This is a genomic window from Edaphobacter paludis (genome assembly GCF_039993895.1).
GTDB classification, from domain to species: Bacteria; Acidobacteriota; Terriglobia; order Terriglobales; family Acidobacteriaceae; genus Edaphobacter; species Edaphobacter paludis.
The window spans coordinates 914679-932500 of record NZ_CP121194.1 but is presented as its reverse complement, the minus strand read 5'-3'; the positions used below and the strand labels follow the sequence as shown (position 1 = coordinate 932500).

The window sequence follows — 17822 nt, the reverse complement described above, 5'->3', positions numbered from 1 at the left end:
TTATAGCCGAAACAATTAGAAGTTGAACGACATGTTAAGAGAGATGCGACGAAGCGCCGAGCTGCTGGTATAAGGATTGCCCGCCAGTTGGGTCGATTTTCCAAACAGGGTCTGTGAAGTCATCGTCGCGTTCGGCGTTGCGTAATCAGCATTGTTGAAGAGGTTCTGCACCTGCGTGGAGAACGTCAGATTGTACTTCTTATCCGTCCTGCTGCTGCCACCAAACCCTCCATGACCGCCGCCGTGGTCACCGTGCCCATGATCCCCTGGGCCGGAGGAACCCTGTCCCTTCTGCTCCGTGGATGGCCCGAAACCGAATGTCTTCGAGATGCGAAGATTCGTCACGAACAGCGCAGGGCCGGTGCAGTAGTTGATCGGTATCCGCGCCTGTCCGGCGGCTGGGGTTATAAAGCTGCCACAACCGGGGATGGTGCTTGCCCCCGGTTCGTTCGACGAGGTAGCAAACGCAGGACGGTCGTTGAATTCGCTGTCGCCATTCAGGTCGCGTCCGAGCGTTACGTTATAAGGCGTTCCGGAAGAAGCCACGATGAAAGGGCTGAGCGAGATGTGATAGGGCAGCGAAAAATTGCCGCCGAGGAAGAGACGGTTCCGCCGGTCGAATACTGCACGACCGTAGTCCGCGCCGATGTTATAGGGCTGAGACGGAAAGGAAGTGATGCCGCCGGTATCCGATTTCGCAAAGTTCAAGACATAGTATCCAAAGAGAGAAAACGCCCTCTCGCGGATGTTGAGGTTTGCGATTAGCTCATTCTGCCGATACACGCCCTCGGACTGATACTGCTGCCGGATTACTGGGGCTTCACCCGCCGCCGGTTCTATTGGATAGATGAAATTGCCGTTGGCATCGACACCAGTGGGCGAATTTACATTCTGGCTCAGAAACTGATGCACGCCTCGCGTATTGAGGTAATTCACCGACATCGTCGCGTTGCGAAAGAGTTGCTGGTCGGCTCCGATGGCGAACTCCATCGAGTATGGGGTACGAAGATTCGGTGCCGCTGCCACGGTCGTGGAGCCGCCGGGCGTTCCCGCAGTACAGCCGCTCAGATTGTTTGGCGAACATGTCGCGGAATCCGGATGGGCCAGAGTAGTCTGTATCTGATTTGTCCCGTTCAACTGAACCGTCGTCAAAATATTGTCCAACTGAAAGCGGTCATAGAAGAGTCCGAAGCCTCCGCGCAGCACCGTCTTCGCCGCATTCTTGCCGCTTCCCAGTCCATAGGCGAACGACAGGCGAGGTGCAATGTCGTGATGGTCGCCGATATCACTCTGAGTTTCGTACCGAATACCATAGCTCAAGGTGAGGTTTTGGATCGGCTTCCAGTCGTCTTCGGCATAGACGCCGAGGTCAACCATCGTCGCATTCACTGACGGGTGGATGATCTTCGTGATTTTGAACTGGCTGGCCTGCCCGCTGTCATAAGACGAGCCTCCGACCGGGCAGTTCGTTGTCAGCAGGCAGTTATAAATGAAGCTGCCGTTGCTGCCGGCACTTGAAGTCTGCGAGTCGCGGGTTGACCGCAAACGTCCGCCCATGCGGATGAAGTTCTTCTTCAACTGGATCGACGTATAGTTGTGCAGCTCGAAGTGGGTCTGGTTATCGGAGTTGCTGCCAGAGTTGGAACCGCCACCCACAAAGTTACCCTGCACCGTAATCGTGGGGGCTGTGCTAAGCGGTGTCTGTGAACTGTGATCGCGCTCATACTCGAACCGGGTCTCGTTGATCACGCGCGAGTTGACGACCTGCGTGTCCGTCATCTGTAGTGTGGCCTCGGAGCTGCTCGAGTTATATCCAGTGGACGGCAGGCTGAGATTGCCGATGCCCTGATTCGACATATCGCTTTGCTCATACCGGAATCGCGTCGTGAGCGTGTTCTTCTCTCCGAGCTGAAGGTCAACACGGGGACTGATGTCGGTCCTCACATTGGGAGTCGGGTTGGCAAATTGATAGGAGCAGAAGGTTTGCCCCGCGGTGCACAGATGCTGCGCATCCTCCAGCACCGTCGCGTTCACGATGGAGTTGTCCTGAATCGACCGGTGCGATCCATCCAATGTGAAGGAGGAGTTCGAGGAGAGAGGTCCGCTGACATCGCCAAACATAAATATCGTGTGATACGGCGGCTGGGTGATGGCACTCTGGCCGGGGCTCAGATTCGCGTTCAGGAGCGGATTGCCGGTATTGAATGACGAATTATTTCCGGACATCTGAAAGAATCCATGAAGCTTATCCGTGCCTGGCTTGGTGAAGATCTGAACACGGCCATAGCCCAGCCGGTCATACTCTGCCGAGAACGGGTTCTGGTTGATGCGGATCTCACGGATGGAAGACTTTGGCGGCAACTGTCCGCCGGTAAATCCGTCTACGTAGATCTGGCCGCCATTGGGGCCAGCCGAAGGACCTGCGAGAGCGGTCAACTCCGACGAAAGCTCATCCGGATCGTCCGACAACGCATCGAGATCCTTTCCCTTGATGACGGTGGAACTGGCATTGCTGTCGGCATCGACGCTGACCTGCGCCGTCTGCGCTGTGACCTGTACCTCCTGCTGCTGCGCCTGGATGTCCATCTTTGCGTCAAGCGTGAGCGACTGACTGGGGTTGATCTTCACCCCTAGTTTTACGAACGAGGCGAAACCTTGCATCGTCACCGTCTCTGAATAGGAACCGGCAGGCACATTATGAAAGACGTAGGTTCCATCGCTCTGCGACTGCGTGACCAGCGGCTTCCCGGAGGCCGGGGTCAGCGTAACCGTCGCACCAGGAATGACTGCCTCATCTGGATCGGCGACCGTTCCCTGGACCGTAGCACCCTTCTGCTGGGCACTTGCAACCATCGGCACAAAAGCGAATGAAAAAAGTACAACAAACCTCAAAATCGAACGAAATGACATTACTACTCCTCGAAGAAAAATACGTTGTTCCCGTTCATGCAAAGTTACTGCGGTGAGCCCCCACCGGCATCACCCTCGCCGCCACCAACGTTCCATGGAGACAGATTCATCCCCCCACCGTTGGGTGATGCAGACAAGATCGGTTCGACGCCGGACAATAGCGTCACCGCCGATACATTGGGACTGCCAGGCTCCTGCTGCGACGCCACAACCATCACAGCATCGCCCACCTTCAGATCGGACAGGGTCTGCGTGGGCAGCTTGCTCAACATCTGCGACAGATCCATCCCTGCGGACCGCCGCTGCTCCCCACCATTCTGCGGCGCGGAAGCACTTGTTTGAGACGCTGGCCGCGCGCTGCCTGCCCCTGCGTGACCAGCGGCAGCATCACCCTTGGCGCGTGCAGCAAATCTCGCCGCTGCCTCGGGCGGCAGCTTGCGCACATCCGAGTCCGACGTGACCTTCACAGTCATCATCCTCTTGGTCGCAAGGTCTTTCAGCGTAAACGTCCCATTGGCTGCGTCGATGGTTGCGATGGTTCCAGCCAGATGCAGGAAGGAGCCACTGACAACGATCTCCGCCTGGATCGACAGTCCGTCGTCGGATTTCGTGCCGAGTACGCGCAACTGATCGCCGGGGCGAATCTGCGAGAGGGTGCCGGGCTGCGCATCTTCAAACTTGACCGAGACGCCAGCATAGCGACGGAATTTTGTATCGCTCGACGTGTGAATGGCAACCTTTTTTGCGCCGATGGATACGGTGATTGTTCCCGTCTCTTCATCGACGGCGCTTACCAATCCGCCCGTTCCACGGGTTTGCCAGTCGGTTTGTTCCTTCGCGTGCTGCTGCGCAATGTCCTGCGCCTTCATCAAAATGACACGCGTGGCCGTAAACGAATTGGCATCGCTGCCGGGCTGGCCCGAGACCAGGATGCGGTCTCCTGTCGCAATATCGCCCAGCGTAATCGTCTGCGCCGACTTTAAGTCCTTGCTGCCTGGCGAGAGTTGAAGGATGCGCGCGCCGTCCGCAACGGTGATCGAGACCTGCTGCTTGGCGTCGGTTGTCAGAGTGATCGCGGAGCCGGAGATGGTTGTCACCGTGCCAATCTTTGGTCCAGCAGCGGCTGTAGCCGGCGCTTGAGCAGCCGCGTCATAGGGGCTCAACCCGGCAACGGGGAGCAGAAGGCTTACGCCCAGTATCGATGCCCGGAAGATTCCAAGCCTGGTAACCATTGTGGTCATCCTTTATATCTCTTGCTATTGCAAAACATACGGGTAGGCTGGGCCATCCCGGGGGGAAGTTGTTGTCTCTAAAGGGAGACGAACCAAGACCTTAAAAGTTTCCTATTTGGAGGTAATTCGTGCCGGGAACAATCAAAGGTAAGGCGACGATAGCAGGACAAGGCTTAAGCTGAGCTTAATTGCGCAGGGTGTATGAACGCAATATTTGCTAATGCAGGCTCTTTACGGTTTTTCCACAGAGAGAATGGCGATGCTGTTGGACGGCAACAGGACCTTGTCGCCAGTGACCTCAACGTCGCCACGAGAGGCCAAGGCCAAGGGAAAGTTTTCCGGATTTTCAAGCGTCACAGCCTCGGCTCCAAGATTGCATAACACTAATACCTGGCCGCGAGCTATCGTCAGCCACTGCTTCTCTTCGTCAAACTTGACCTTGAGGTGGCTCAGATCTCCATCATTCAGAGAAGGAGAATGACGCCGCAGATGGATGAGTTGACGAAACCACTCCAGCATCTCTCCATGCGATCCCTCATGAACCTCATCCCACTTGAGCTTTGAACGCTCAAAAGTCGCGGCCTCATCCGGACCTGGAATCTCATCCGGGTCCCACCCAAATGCGGCAAACTCCCGCTTTCTTCCTTCCCGTACAGCCGTGGCCATTTCGGGATCATCTTGATCGGCGAAGTATTGAAACGGCGAAGAGGACGCAAACTCTTCTCCCTGAAATATCAGAGGAATAAATGGTGACATCAGAACAATCCCGGCTGCGATCTTTGCTCGGTCGATCCCGACGACATGCTCCAGGCGGTCACCCTTCGCCCGGTTCCCAACCTGGTCATGATTCTGAATAAAGCCGATAAAGTGATGCGCCGATAGCCCATATACCGGACGTCCGTGCGTATGGCGCCGGTAACGCGAGTACACACCGTCGTAGACAAACACGTTGGTCAGAGCCTTTGCCAGCTTCTCAAATGATCCAAAATCGGCGTAATAGGCCTTGCCTTCTACCTCAACATTGAGGATCGTGAACAGGGCATGATGAAAATCATCGCTCCATTGCGCATCCATACCGTAGCCGCCTGCTTCGCGCGGCCTCACGACCTTGGGGTCATTAAGATCACTCTCGGCAATCAACACGAGTTCGCGTTCGAGTGTTGTGGACAGTATCTCGACCTCAGCCGATAACTGCTCCATAAAATGGATCGCCGACCGGTCCATAAACTCATGCACCGCATCCAGCCGCAGACCATCCACGTGGTAGTCTCGCATCCACATCAGTGCGTTATCGCAGAAGAACCGCCGTACCTCATCAGAGCCAGCCTCTTCGAAGTTGACCGCGTCGCCCCATGGCGTGTTGTGCCTGTGCGTGAAATAGGGTCCAAACTTCGTCGCATAGTTCCCTACCGGCCCAAAGTGGTTGTAAACCACGTCCATCAAAACCGCGAGCCTGCGGGAGTGGCACGCGTCCACAAATCTCTTCAACCCATCCGGGCCACCGTAAAGTTCTTTTACTGCAAAAAGGCCGACGCCATCGTAGCCCCAGCCAAACTTGCCAGAAAACTCCGCTACCGGCATCAACTCGATATGTGTTATGCCCAATTCAAAAAGATAAGGAAGCCGTTCGATGGCAGCGTCGAATGTTCCAGCAGGGGTGAACGTTCCGACATGCATCTCGTAAATTACGGAGCCGGATAGCGGGGGACCTTGCCAGCGGCTATCGTTCCAGACAAAAGCTGCATGATCATAGACCCGCGACGGCCCATGAACTCCGTGCGCCTGCCACAATCCACGCGGGTCAGGGTAAGGCGTCGCATCGTCATTCAGCACGAATGCATAGTCCGTGCCGTGGACCGCCACTTCGACCGATGCGTTCCACCATCCTCTCTCGTCCGGCCCGGTCATAGGATAGAGAGCGTCGCCGATCTTTACGGCCATGTTCTTCGCGTAGGGAGCCCATGCGGTGAACTTATGCATGATTTTGCTCCTCACTGCGAATGCTTCCGCTGTCATCCTTTCGCACAAGCAGAGCAACCGGAAAGCTGCTCAGCAAACTTCTGGCTGTAACTCTTCCACCTTCTATCTCCGACTTAGTCAAACGATTCACCCATGTGCCCTTCGGCAGTATTACGCTTGTCTCTCTCCACGCCCCGCCCAGCTTCACCGTCAGCCTCGGCACCACAACGGCGAGCGAATGGCCTCGCAAATACGCGATGGCATGTTCACTCTTCGATCCCTCCACGGACAAAGGGGTATACGCAGCCTGAGCCCCAAACCACTCCGGTTTCTCGCGTCGTAACTGGAGGGCGTGATAAATCAACCACATCTTGGGCAGGCCTTCGTCGGCACGAGCCATCACCTGAGCAGCAACGTCGTCCCCATGCAGATTCTTCAGGTCCTGCAGTAACTGGGCACGTAGCTTATAGTCCACTGGCCTGCGATTGTCAGGATCGACAAGGCTCAAATCCCATATTTCAGTTCCTTGATACATGTCGGGCACTCCCGGCGCTGTATATTTCAGCAGCGTCTGCGCCAGTGAATTCACACGGCCCGCATCTTTCAGGCTGTCGACAAACTGATCCAGCTCTCGCAAAAATGGTGGATGCCGCAACGTCCCCGCGATGAACTTATTCAGTGCATCTTCGAATTCTTTATTGTTGGCCGTCCAGCTCGTCTGCTGCTTCGCTTCTCGCGAGGCCTTCAGCATATAGGCCTGTGCACGCTCGACGGTCAGGGGCCATGCTCCTATCAGAGTCTGATAGTAGAGATATTCCGTGTTGCGGTCAGGCATTCCGGTTGAGCCGGCTTTCGCTGTGCGGAATGCGTTATTCATGCGCGTCCAGCGATGAATCGCCGCGCTGAACCGCGTCGGAATCTCCGCCAACACTTCCATTCGCGCGCGTACATCCTCACTGCGCTTCGTATCGTGAGTGGAAAGTGTCGTCATCGTCAGCGGATGAGTCGCCTGCATCTTTTCGCAATATGCGTGAAATTCCGCAACACTCACACCATCGCTTCCCGGGTCGCCCCCGACCTCATTCAGCGCGCAGAGGCGGTTGTAGCAATAAAATGCCGTGTCCTCAACCCCTTTCGCCATTACGGGTCCGGTGAACTGCTGAAACCGCAGGAGGAATTCGCTTTCCTGCTTGCCGGTCACTCGCATGGTCAATACGTCGCGAAGGAAATCAAAAAGCCCACCATCGATATCCTGCCGCTCCTGTTTTGCATATTCTGTCGCATGCCCGATATAAGCCCTGTCCTCATCGGTGATCTCATCGCGTGCGGGCACCACATAGGTTCGATAGATTGCAAAACACGCTGCAACCTCCCGGATCGCCCGGCGTATCTCTGCCCGCGTGTAATCTCGCTGATTGCGATTGGACTCGCATATCTCGACGAACATGCTGGTCAAGCGATTCACATCGCTTCCAAGCCCTTCCTGCGTAACGCTGACCTTCTTCTCATGCGCAATTAATGGAAAGTTCTTTAGTTGACCTTCAAAATCAGGCCCCAGAAAAGCCTCATACACCTTGCTTAACTCATCCATCCCTTGCGATGAAACCAGCACTCCGGCTGCGGTGTTCAGAAAGTCATAGCCAGTAGTGCCTTCGATGGGCCAGCTCTCGCGCAGGAATTCTCCGTGTTCCAGAATTTTTTCACCAACAATCCACGCTTCAGGAGCGCGTTCGCGCAGTCGCTGCAAATACTCCAGTGGATCGCGCAGGCCATCCGGGTGATCGACCCTGACGCCGTCCAGAATGCCTTTCCTTAACCAATCCAGGATCAGTGCGTGGGTCTCTTCAAACACATGCTCGCGCTCCACGCGCAAGCCAATCAGGGAATTCACATCGAAGAACCGCCGATACCCCAGCTGCTGGTCCGCCGTCTTCCAGTACGAGAGTCTGTAGTTCTGCTGGTTGAGAAAATCATCCAACGCATCCAGATTCCCGTTCAGATCTTCCAGAGAGCGATCGATCGCCCCGCATACACCCGGCTCCTCCTCGCACAACCGCCCCAGCAACGTGGTCAACACAATCTTGTCGCGATGACGGGCCAGTGTCGTCCTTCGATCTACATATTCAGGCGCGGGCAGGCGGCCAAACGATGCTGCGAGAAAACTCAAGGTGTCAGATTTCGCATACTCCGCTGCGCGTGTGAGAATCAACGGCAGCGAAGTGGGCGCCACCGGAAAGGTCTGACCCGCACACTCGACCATAAACTTGTTTTCGCGACGAACCACCTGAATGCCGCCAGCCTGCAACACCCTTCCGTACTGCTCGGCCAGCACTGGCACGAGCACCTTGTCCCGCAATCGTTCTTCCTGCGGTTGCCAATCAATATCGAAGAACGACGTATACCGGCTTGACGTCCCATTCTCCAGCACATCCCACCAGTAACGATTTTCCTTGCCGAGCGCCATGTGGTTGGGCACGATGTCCAGCACCTGCCCTAATCCCACCTCGCCCAGCTTGGCGCAGAAACGGGCATGCCCCGTAGCTCCGCCGAGTTCTTCATTCACTTTTTGATGATCGACAACGTCGTACCCGTGCATACTGCCGGGCGCAGCCTGCAGATAAGGCGAACAGTACACATGAGTTACACCCAGCGCTCGAAGATACTCCGCTATATTTGCAGCGTCGTCGAAGGTAAAATCGCGGTGCAACTGCAAACGATAGGTAGATCCGGGAATACGCAAACATCACCCTCAAATAGACATTTATGCAACATGGGCCAGTCTCTTGTTAGACCGCACTTGAGACGTATTTGGTTGCACCATCTGCGCCGAGATACGTGGATGCAGACAGCACTACTTAGGGGCCTCAGGCCGCCACATGCCGGAGAGAACGTACGCCGCGTGGATAAGTGCGATATGTGTCAACGCCTGCGGAAAATTACCCAGCAGCCGCTTCGCTTTGGGATCATATTCCTCCGAAAGCAGACCCACATCATTTCGTAATTTAAGCAACCGCTCGAAGAGCGCGACGGCATCGTCTTTGCGCCCGATGAGCCATAGATTCGTCACCATCCAGAAGCTGCACGCCAGAAAGACGCCTTCCCCTGGAGGCAGTCCATCTTTGGATTTCTTTGTGTCATAGCGCTGCACGAATCCACCCTTCATCAGCCGTTGCTCGATTGCCTCCACGGTTCCGCGAATGCGCGGATCCTCGGGCGGCAGAAACCCAACCAGCACAATTCGAAGACAGGACGCATCCAGTTGCTGGGACCCGTAAGACTGTACAAAGCTGTTCAACTTCTTATTGAAGCCCTTTTTGCATACCTCTCGGTGGATCTGCTCCCGGACTTTCCTCCAACGTTTGACGTCACCGCCGCCGTCATATTTTTCAAAGTGTTTAATAGCACGGTCCACAGCAACCCAAGCCATCACCTTCGAGTACGTGAAGTGCTTGCGTCCGCCGCGCGTCTCCCAGATTCCTTCATCCGGCTCTTGCCAGACATCGCAAAGATGATCGACCAGTGATGCCTGCAACGCCGTCGCTGGAACGCGGATGCTGTCCTCCGCTTCGGGCGTTCTCGCCAGCGCTGCCGCAACTTCACCGAACACATCCAGCTGAAACTGATTTACAGCGGCATTGCCAATACGAACTGGCTGCGACTTTTCATAGCCGGGCAGCCATTCGGCCTCCCACTCTAAAAGCTGCCGTTCCCCCCATATCCCGTATATCGTCTGCACCTGGTCCGGCGCCCCGGCGATCGCACGCAGCAGCCACCTTCGCCACGCAATCGCCTCCTCCTCATATCCCGCCAGCATCAACACCATCAGCGTGAATGCAGTGTCGCGAAGCCAGCAATAGCGATAGTCCCAGTTGCGCGAGCCGCCGATTTTTTCAGGCAGCGAGGTCGTCACCGCGGCAACAATTCCTCCGGAAGGACGATATGTCAGCGCCTTGAGTGTGATCAGCGAGCGCTCGACTGCCTCCTTGTACGGGCCTTTATATATGTTCCGGTGGGTCCACTCCGTCCAGAGCCGCTGCGTCTCCGCCAATGCTTTGGCGGGAGGCAACTCCGGCGAAACCTCCGCGAGCGAGGACAAGCTTGTCAGCGTAAAGGACACCGTCTCGTCCGCCTTCACAGTAAATTCGCTTACTGTTGTCATATCCTTGCCGCGGAGCGGGACCTTCGTCCGCAGCACTACCATGTCTCCACCCGCGACTGCCCGCCACTCGCTATGCGTGCTTGTCACCCACGGGGTCGTACGTCCATAGTCGAAGCGGATCGCAAGATCCATTCGCATGGCAACCTCGCCGCGCACGCCATGGACTATCCTCACCACACTCGAATGATCATTGCGCGGAGGCATGAAGTCGGTCACGCATACCTCGCCCTTTGCCGTCTCAAACGTCGTCTCCACCACCAGCGTGTGTGCCTGGTATTGTCGTCTGATTGCTTTGATCTTGCCCGCAGGAGCTATCTTCCAGAAGCCATGGTCCCGCGTCCCCAACAGCGCCGCAAAACATGCACCCGAGGAGAACGTCGGCCAGCACAACCAGTCAATCGACGCTTCACGGGAGACCAGCGCCGCCGTCTCGCAATCTCCAATCAGGCAATAATCCTCAATTCGTGCAGCGTGCAGCGTTTTCTTCTTTTTTTCGTTCCGCTCCTGTTTCTTCCGTTCTACCATTCGTCCTCACATCTCTTTCTGGCGGTCTTTCGTCCATCAGCAACCGAACGCAGTCCAGACTGCATCTCTCTAATCAGCGGACGACCTGTAAACGAGGCTGGCCCGTAAACGGTAGGATGCATACAGTCCGTTATTTGTTGAGACACAACATCAACATCCACAAAGTTTTGGGAATTGAGTTCAATGAAACCAGTTGAAGGTCGCAAGCGCGTCATCATCGAGAATGTTCAGCCGCAAGTGGACTGCGGGCGTTATCCCGCCCGACGAACCCTCGGCGATGTTGTAACTGTCACCGCCGCGGTCTTTGCCGACGGACACGATCACGTCGCCGGCCGCCTGCTCTATCGCCATGAGAAGGAACGGACGTGGCGCTCCACGCCGATAGCGCCGCTCACCAATGACCTTTGGTCGGCGAATTTTACGGTGGACAAGCCCGGCACATGGAACTACACCATTGAGGCATGGGTCGATCACTTCGGAACCTGGTGCGCGGATCTTCAGAAGCGCCTCGCCGCCCAGCATAATCCGTCCGCCGACCCCGTCACGGCTTCGCAGAATATTCCGCTCGCGCTTCGCACTGGTGCCCTTCTTTTGGAAGATGCGTCTACTCGGGCCAAGGGCGCCGATGCCAAACTTCTCAATCAGATCCTCGTGTCTCTCCGTTGGATGGCCGATCAGAACACGGATCTCTCCGAATATCCGCTTTGCGACGAAATTATCGCCCTGGTCAATCGATATCCTGACCTCACCCTGGCCACGCGACATCCTCAAAGGCTTGCTCTTTGGGTCGACCGCGAACGTGCGCGCTTCTCCACATGGTATGAACTGTTCCCTCGCTCCGCCTCCGCCGATCCAAACCGCCATGGCACCTTCGCGGATGTTGAAACGCTGCTGCCCGATATCGCAGCCATGGGCTTCGACGTCCTTTATCTCCCGCCCCTTCATCCCATCGGCGACGCTTTCCGCAAGGGCCCTAACAACAGCGTCATCGCATCCGAAGGCGACCCTGGCAGCCCGTGGGCCATCGGCACGAAAGATGGAGGCCACACTGCGATTCACCGGGAACTCGGCACTCTCGCCGATTTCGAACACCTCGTCGCCGCAGTAGGGGCGCATGGCATGGAGCTTGCCCTCGACATTGCCTTCCAGTGCTCCCCCGACCATCCCTGGGTCAGTGAACATCCTGACTGGTTTATCAAGCGGCCTGACGGTTCGATCCAATACGCGGAAAATCCGCCAAAAAAATATCAGGACATCTATCCGCTCAACTTCGAATCCCCCAGTTGGCGCGCCCTTTGGCAAGCTCTCCACGACGTCTTCGACTACTGGATTCAGCACGGCGTCCACATCTTCCGAGTCGACAATCCGCACACTAAGGCGCTGCCATTCTGGGAGTGGTGCATCACAGAGATTCACAAGAAGCACCCAGATATCATCTTTCTCGCTGAGGCCTTTACTCGTCCGCACGTGATGTACTCGCTTGCCAAGGCCGGCTTCACCCAGTCCTATACCTACTTCACCTGGCGGAACACGAGCGCCGAGTTGCAGCAGTACTTTGAAGAGATCACCAAACCGCCCGTCACAGATTTCTTCCGTCCCAATCTCTGGCCCAACACGCCAGACATCCTGCATGCCACACTTCAGAACGGCGGTCGTGCCGCCTTCATGCAGCGCCTCATTCTCGCGGCCACGCTGGGCGCGAACTATGGCATTTACGGACCAGCCTTCGAGCTTGGCGAAAGCCTGCCAGCAAAGCCCGGCAGCGAGGAATATCTCAACAGCGAAAAATATGAGATCCGCCAGTGGGACCGCAATGCCAGTCACTCCCTCGCACCCCTGATCACGAAGCTCAATCAGATTCGCCGTGAAAATAAAGCGTTGCAAAGCGATACTTCACTGCACTTTCATCGCGTCGACAGCCCTCACATTCTTTGCTACAGCAAGACGACAGGGGACAACCTTATCCTTGTGGCCATCAATCTCGATCCCACACAGGAGCAGGCGGGCTGGATCGACCTGGATCTGAAGCGCCTCGGCATCGCGCATGAACAGAACTTCGATGTAGAAGATCTGCTCACCGGCAACCATTACCAGTGGCATGACCGCAGTAACTACGTCGCCCTGCGCCCCGACGTAATGCCCGCCCACATCTTCCGCATCACCCGTGAACCCGGCTTCGGAAATGAAAACGGAAATGGTACTAAACTCACCTCAGCAGTTCCACAGGCGGAGATCATAGAGTGAAGAAAGCCGGCAGCGCCACCGATCCCCTCTGGTACAAAGACGCGATCATCTACGAATTGCACGTCCGCGCCTTTGCGGACTCCAACAACGACGGCATCGGCGACTTCGGCGGCTTGCTTTCCCGTCTCGATTACCTCCAGGACCTCGGCGTCACCTGCATCTGGCTGCTTCCTTTCTTTCCCTCACCCCTGCGCGACGACGGCTACGACATCGCCGACTACGTGGACGTTAATCCCAGCTACGGCACCATTGACGACTTCAAGCAGTTCCTTGACGCTGCCCATCAACGCGGCATGCAGGTCATGATCGAGCTGGTCATCAACCACACCTCCGACCAGCATCCCTGGTTTCAGGCAGCGCGTCTTGCCCCCAAAGGCTCACCCGAGCGCGAAATGTATGTCTGGTCCGACACCGACAAACTATTCGAAGGCGTCCGCATCATCTTTACCGACACGGAAAAATCCAACTGGAGCTGGGACGAGATTGCCCAGCAGTATTATTGGCACCGCTTCTTCTCTCACCAGCCCGATCTCAACTTCGACAACCCACGTGTCATGGAAGAAGTCCTCACAGCCATGCGCTTCTGGCTGGACCTTGGAGTCGACGCCCTCCGTCTCGATGCCATTCCCTATCTCATCGAACGAGACGGCACCAGTTGCGAGAACGTCCCCGAAACTCACGTCAAGATCAAGGAAATTCGCGCCGTCATCGACGCCGAATATGGAAGCCGCACCATCCTCGCCGAAGCCAACATGTGGCCCGCTGACGTCCGTCCTTACTTCGGCGACGGCGACGAGTGCCACATGGCATTCCACTTTCCCCTGATGCCCCGCATCTACATGGCGCTGCGGCAGGAAGACCGCCTGCCCATCACCGACATCATGGCCCAGACTCCGGCCATTCCCGACAATTGCCAGTGGGGTCTCTTCCTTCGCAACCACGATGAGCTAACCCTCGAGATGGTCACCAGCGACGAGCGCGACTACATGTACCTCGCCTACTCTGCCGATCCGCGCATGAGGATCAACGTAGGCATTCGCCGCCGCCTCGCCCCGCTGCTCGACAACAACCGCCATCGCATCGAACTGCTCAACTCGCTGCTTTTCAGCTTTCCCGGCACGCCCATCCTCTACTACGGCGACGAGATCGGCATGGGCGACAACATCTATCTCGGCGACCGTAACGGCGTCCGCACACCCATGCAATGGACCTCCGACCGCAACGCCGGTTTCTCACGCGCGGTCCCCGCCAGGCTCTACGCTCCCGTCATCATGGACCCCATCTGGGGCTATCAGGCTATCAACGTAGAGGCCCAGCTCAGCGATCAGTCCTCGCTCCTACACTGGACGCGCAACATGATCGCCCTGCGCAAGCTCTTCCAGGTGTTCGGCCGCGGCACGCTCGAGTTTCTCAACCCGGAAAACCGCAAAGTCCTCGCCTACATCCGCCGCTACGATCGCCAGGATGGCTCTCCATCCGAGATCGTTCTATGCGTGGCCAATCTCTCCCGCTTCGCCCAACCCGTCTCGCTCGACCTCTCGGAGTTCGCCAACATGGTCCCGGTTGAGATGCTGGGCTACGTGCCTTTCCCTCCCGTCACAGCGCAACCCTATCCGCTTACTCTCTCGCCATACTCCTTTCTCTGGCTCGAACTCCAGCCGGCCGCGGAGGCTCCTGAACCCATCGCCATCCAGGATGGAGAACGCACCCTCGAACTTCTCTCTCCCACCCTCGATGGCCTGCTCACCGGGACTGGCCTTGAACTCCTGCAGCAGATACTTCCAACCTATCTGCCCCACCAGCGCTGGTTCGGGGCGAAGTCTCGCACCATCAAAACCGTCTGCGTCCTCGATTGGGTTCAACTTCCCAACATCAACGCTGCTCTTGTATTCCTCGAACTCACATACGAAAACGCTGCACCGGACGAAACAAAAGACATCTACCAACTCCCCCTCACCATCTCCGCCGGCGAGGAGGTCGAGATTATTCGCGCCAGCGCTCCAGGCAGCATCATCGCCACCCTCACCACTCCCGGCGGTCCTGCCATTCTGCACGATGCTGTCGCCCGCGAAGATCTGCGTCAGTCGCTTCTAAGCCTCATCGAAAGCAACCGCGAAATATCCGCACAACACGGCGTCCTCCAAGGCAGCGGAAGCACCGCTTTCGCGGAGGTCCGTGGCACGGGGCCACTCCACGCTCGAACCGGATCAGCGGAACAGTCGAATACCTCGATCCTCTACGACTCTAAGCTCATCATGAAGCTCTTCCGCCGTCTCCAGCCGGGGGAAAATCCCGACACAGAGATAGGCCGCTTCCTCACCGAGACCGCGCACTTCCCACGCATCGCTCCCTTCCTCGGCGATATCCGACTCACGACAAAAGATTCCGAGCCCATCACCGTTGCCATGCTCCAGGGTCTGGTCGAAAACGAAGGCGACGGCTGGCAGTGGACGCTCGATGATCTCGCCCGCTACTACGAAAGCGCAGTAACTTCGACCCCGCCGCACGACACGGGCAAGCAGCCTTCCTTCCTCGATCCGCTGGAGAGAGAAGTCCAGACTGAAGCGCACACCACTGCCTGTGAACACGCGGGCCTCTATCTCGAGGCAGCCGCCCTTCTCGGCCGCCGCACCGCCGAGATGCACCTTGCCCTCGCTACAGCCACAGCGGACACTGCCTTCTCTCCTGAACCTTTCTCTCCCTCCGACCTCGAAGCCGATGCAACCCGTATCGACGCGCAGATCGTCCGCACCCTCGACGCTCTTAAACAGGGCATGTCACACCTGACCGATGACGCCACCGTCGACAGCGCGGCCCTTCTCCTCAGCCGGCGTATCGATCTCTTCGCCCGAGCTAATGTCATCACCTCCTCCGCGCCTGGCAGCTCCGGCCAACGTATCCGCATTCATGGCGACTACCATCTTGGGCAAATCCTCCGCTCCCGCGGCGACTTCGTCATTCTCGACTTCGAAGGAGAGCCCGCGCGACCGCTGATGGAGCGCCGCGCCAAACAATCTCCGCTCAAAGACATAGCCGGAATGCTGCGCTCCTTCAGCTACGCGGCCTACGCCGGACTGCACGCCTTCACCCAGCGCCACCCGCCCAACAACGAGGCTGACGCCCACCACCTCGAAGCCTGGACACGTCTGTGGCAAAACACGGTGTCGACCGAATTTCTCCACGCCTACCGGCAGACGATCAGCGCCAACCCACATCTCATCCCGCAACCCCACCAGGCCAACGTCCTGCTCAACGCATATCTTCTCGAGAAGGCGCTTTATGAGCTACTCTACGAGATCAATAATCGGCCCGGATGGGTGCGTATTCCGCTCGCAGGAATCCTCGCTCTTCCCCGCGAACCAAACATGCCGTAACCTAAGTACCGTCCAGCAACGGCAAGTAAGACGTCTCGCCGTTGCTCCGGCGGTTCGGGTTTTGAGAGGCAGACCTAAGCCTCGCACTGAATCTGATAGCTTTTAGCCACGCTCCCATAAACCAGAAAGTCACACCATCGATGGCCTCCACCCCAACCCAAACCGACGCCGCCAATCAGCCAACCGCCACCTCTACAGGCAGCCTGCTCGTCAGTCTGCCGCCTCTTCCCAATGGCGCGCTCGATACCATGCTGTTGAATCTTGCAGGCGCCTTCCCCAGCCGGACCGTCCTCGTGGCTACTCCCATGGCCACGCAAAATGGGGAAGCCCACGCCAAGCCGGACAACATCCATCTGGTCCCCTATACCCCCGCGGCAACTTCGACCACTAGCTGGGTCCTGACTGCGGCCGACTTTCTCAACAACTTCACGGCTGCGCAGCAAAGCCACGCTTCCGCCTGCCTTCTCCTGGGAGCCGAATGCCAGTCGCTCTCGCCCGAAGCTATCCGGTCCCTTGCCGCCTCGATAACAACATCGAGCGCCGACCTGGCAGTGGCCCACTACAATCTCGGGTCCCGCGAAGGGCTGGTCAACTCAGCTATCCTCTATCCGGTCACCAGGGCTCTCTTCTGCGTGCGTCCCCGCTATCCTCTTGCCATCGATCTTGGCCTCTCCCTGCGCATGGCGGAGCGTCTCGCAGCAGTCGCGCAGAAGTTCATCTCAATCAATCAAACCGACGCGCTCCTCTGGCCAGCGGCCGAAGCAGCATCGGCTAACTATATGATCGCCGAAGTCGACGTAGGCGCCCGCATGCTTCCGCAGCCCGCGGCAGCCGACCTCAATTCTCTCCTCGCCCAGGTCGGCGGTTCGCTCTTCAGTGAGGTCGACGCCAAGGCCGCTTTCTGGCAGCGCGCACGAGGCACCCAGCCAGCGCATCCGTTCACTCTGTCAGCTCTGCCCGCCGAAGGACCCGACATCGCGCCCATGCTCGATGCCTTCCGCCTCGCCTACACCAATTTGCACGAGATCTGGTCGCTCGTCCTGCCGCCAAATTCGCTGCTCGGTCTCAAGCGCCTGTCCATCACTCCGGCAGACAGCTTCCACATGCCCGACAATCTCTGGGCGCGAATCGTCTACGACTTTGCTTTGGCCTACCGCCTGCGCACAATCAACCGCGGCCACCTGCTCGGCGCGCTCACGCCGCTCTATCTCGCCTGGGTCGCCTCGCATCTCGTTCTCACCAGCAGCGGCACACCACCCGAAAAACATATTCAGGATCTCGCCGCTGCCTTTGAGACCGATAAACCCTATCTCGTATCACGCTGGCGCTGGCCCGACCGCTTCAACCCATAGCTCCCGCGACAAAAGACATCATGAAATCGCCAACACGAGACAGAATCAAGCAAGTAGGAAGCAGCTG

8 protein-coding genes are annotated in these 17822 nt (G+C 57.3%); 3 read left to right on the top strand and 5 right to left on the bottom strand.

Features of this window, described 5'->3' with window-relative positions:
- Window positions 1–15: 15 nt before the first annotated feature.
- The 5 genes from P4G45_RS03630 to P4G45_RS03610 form a co-directional block, all read right to left on the bottom strand.
- Window positions 16–2910: a beta-sandwich domain-containing protein gene (locus tag P4G45_RS03630; RefSeq protein ID WP_348268322.1), complete on the bottom strand. Its 2895-nt coding sequence runs from the start codon at window positions 2908–2910 to the stop codon at window positions 16–18.
- A 44-nt stretch (window positions 2911–2954) separates the two neighbouring features.
- Complete coding sequence (locus P4G45_RS03625; protein ID WP_348268321.1) at window positions 2955–4151, bottom strand: DUF5666 domain-containing protein; 1197 nt, start codon at window positions 4149–4151, stop codon at window positions 2955–2957.
- Between the two features lie 222 nt (window positions 4152–4373).
- Window positions 4374–6122, bottom strand: coding sequence for a malto-oligosyltrehalose trehalohydrolase (treZ, locus tag P4G45_RS03620; RefSeq protein WP_348268320.1), 1749 nt, complete (start codon window positions 6120–6122; stop codon window positions 4374–4376).
- Window positions 6115–8841 carry a malto-oligosyltrehalose synthase gene (gene treY, locus P4G45_RS03615; protein ID WP_348268319.1) on the bottom strand — a complete coding sequence of 909 codons (2727 nt, stop codon included), beginning with the start codon at window positions 8839–8841 and terminating at the stop codon, window positions 6115–6117. The genes treZ and treY overlap by 8 nt, the downstream gene beginning before the upstream one ends.
- Before the next feature lie 111 nt (window positions 8842–8952).
- Window positions 8953–10785: a glycoside hydrolase family 15 protein gene (locus tag P4G45_RS03610; protein WP_348268318.1), complete on the bottom strand. Its 1833-nt coding sequence runs from the start codon at window positions 10783–10785 to the stop codon at window positions 8953–8955.
- A 183-nt stretch (window positions 10786–10968) separates the two neighbouring features.
- Between P4G45_RS03610 and P4G45_RS03605 the strand changes: the two genes are divergently transcribed.
- The 3 genes from P4G45_RS03605 to P4G45_RS03595 all read left to right on the top strand — a co-directional run bounded on the left by P4G45_RS03605 (window position 10969) and on the right by P4G45_RS03595 (window position 17755).
- Window positions 10969–13029: an alpha-1,4-glucan--maltose-1-phosphate maltosyltransferase gene (locus tag P4G45_RS03605; RefSeq protein ID WP_348268317.1), complete on the top strand. Its 2061-nt coding sequence runs from the start codon at window positions 10969–10971 to the stop codon at window positions 13027–13029.
- On the top strand, window positions 13026–16403 hold the full coding sequence (gene treS, locus P4G45_RS03600; protein ID WP_348268316.1) for a maltose alpha-D-glucosyltransferase: 3378 nt from the start codon (window positions 13026–13028) through the stop codon (window positions 16401–16403). Before P4G45_RS03605 ends, treS begins: the two co-directional genes overlap by 4 nt.
- Window positions 16404–16543: 140 nt before the next feature.
- Window positions 16544–17755: a hypothetical protein gene (locus P4G45_RS03595; RefSeq protein WP_348268315.1), complete on the top strand. Its 1212-nt coding sequence runs from the start codon at window positions 16544–16546 to the stop codon at window positions 17753–17755.
- Window positions 17756–17822 lie beyond the last annotated feature (67 nt).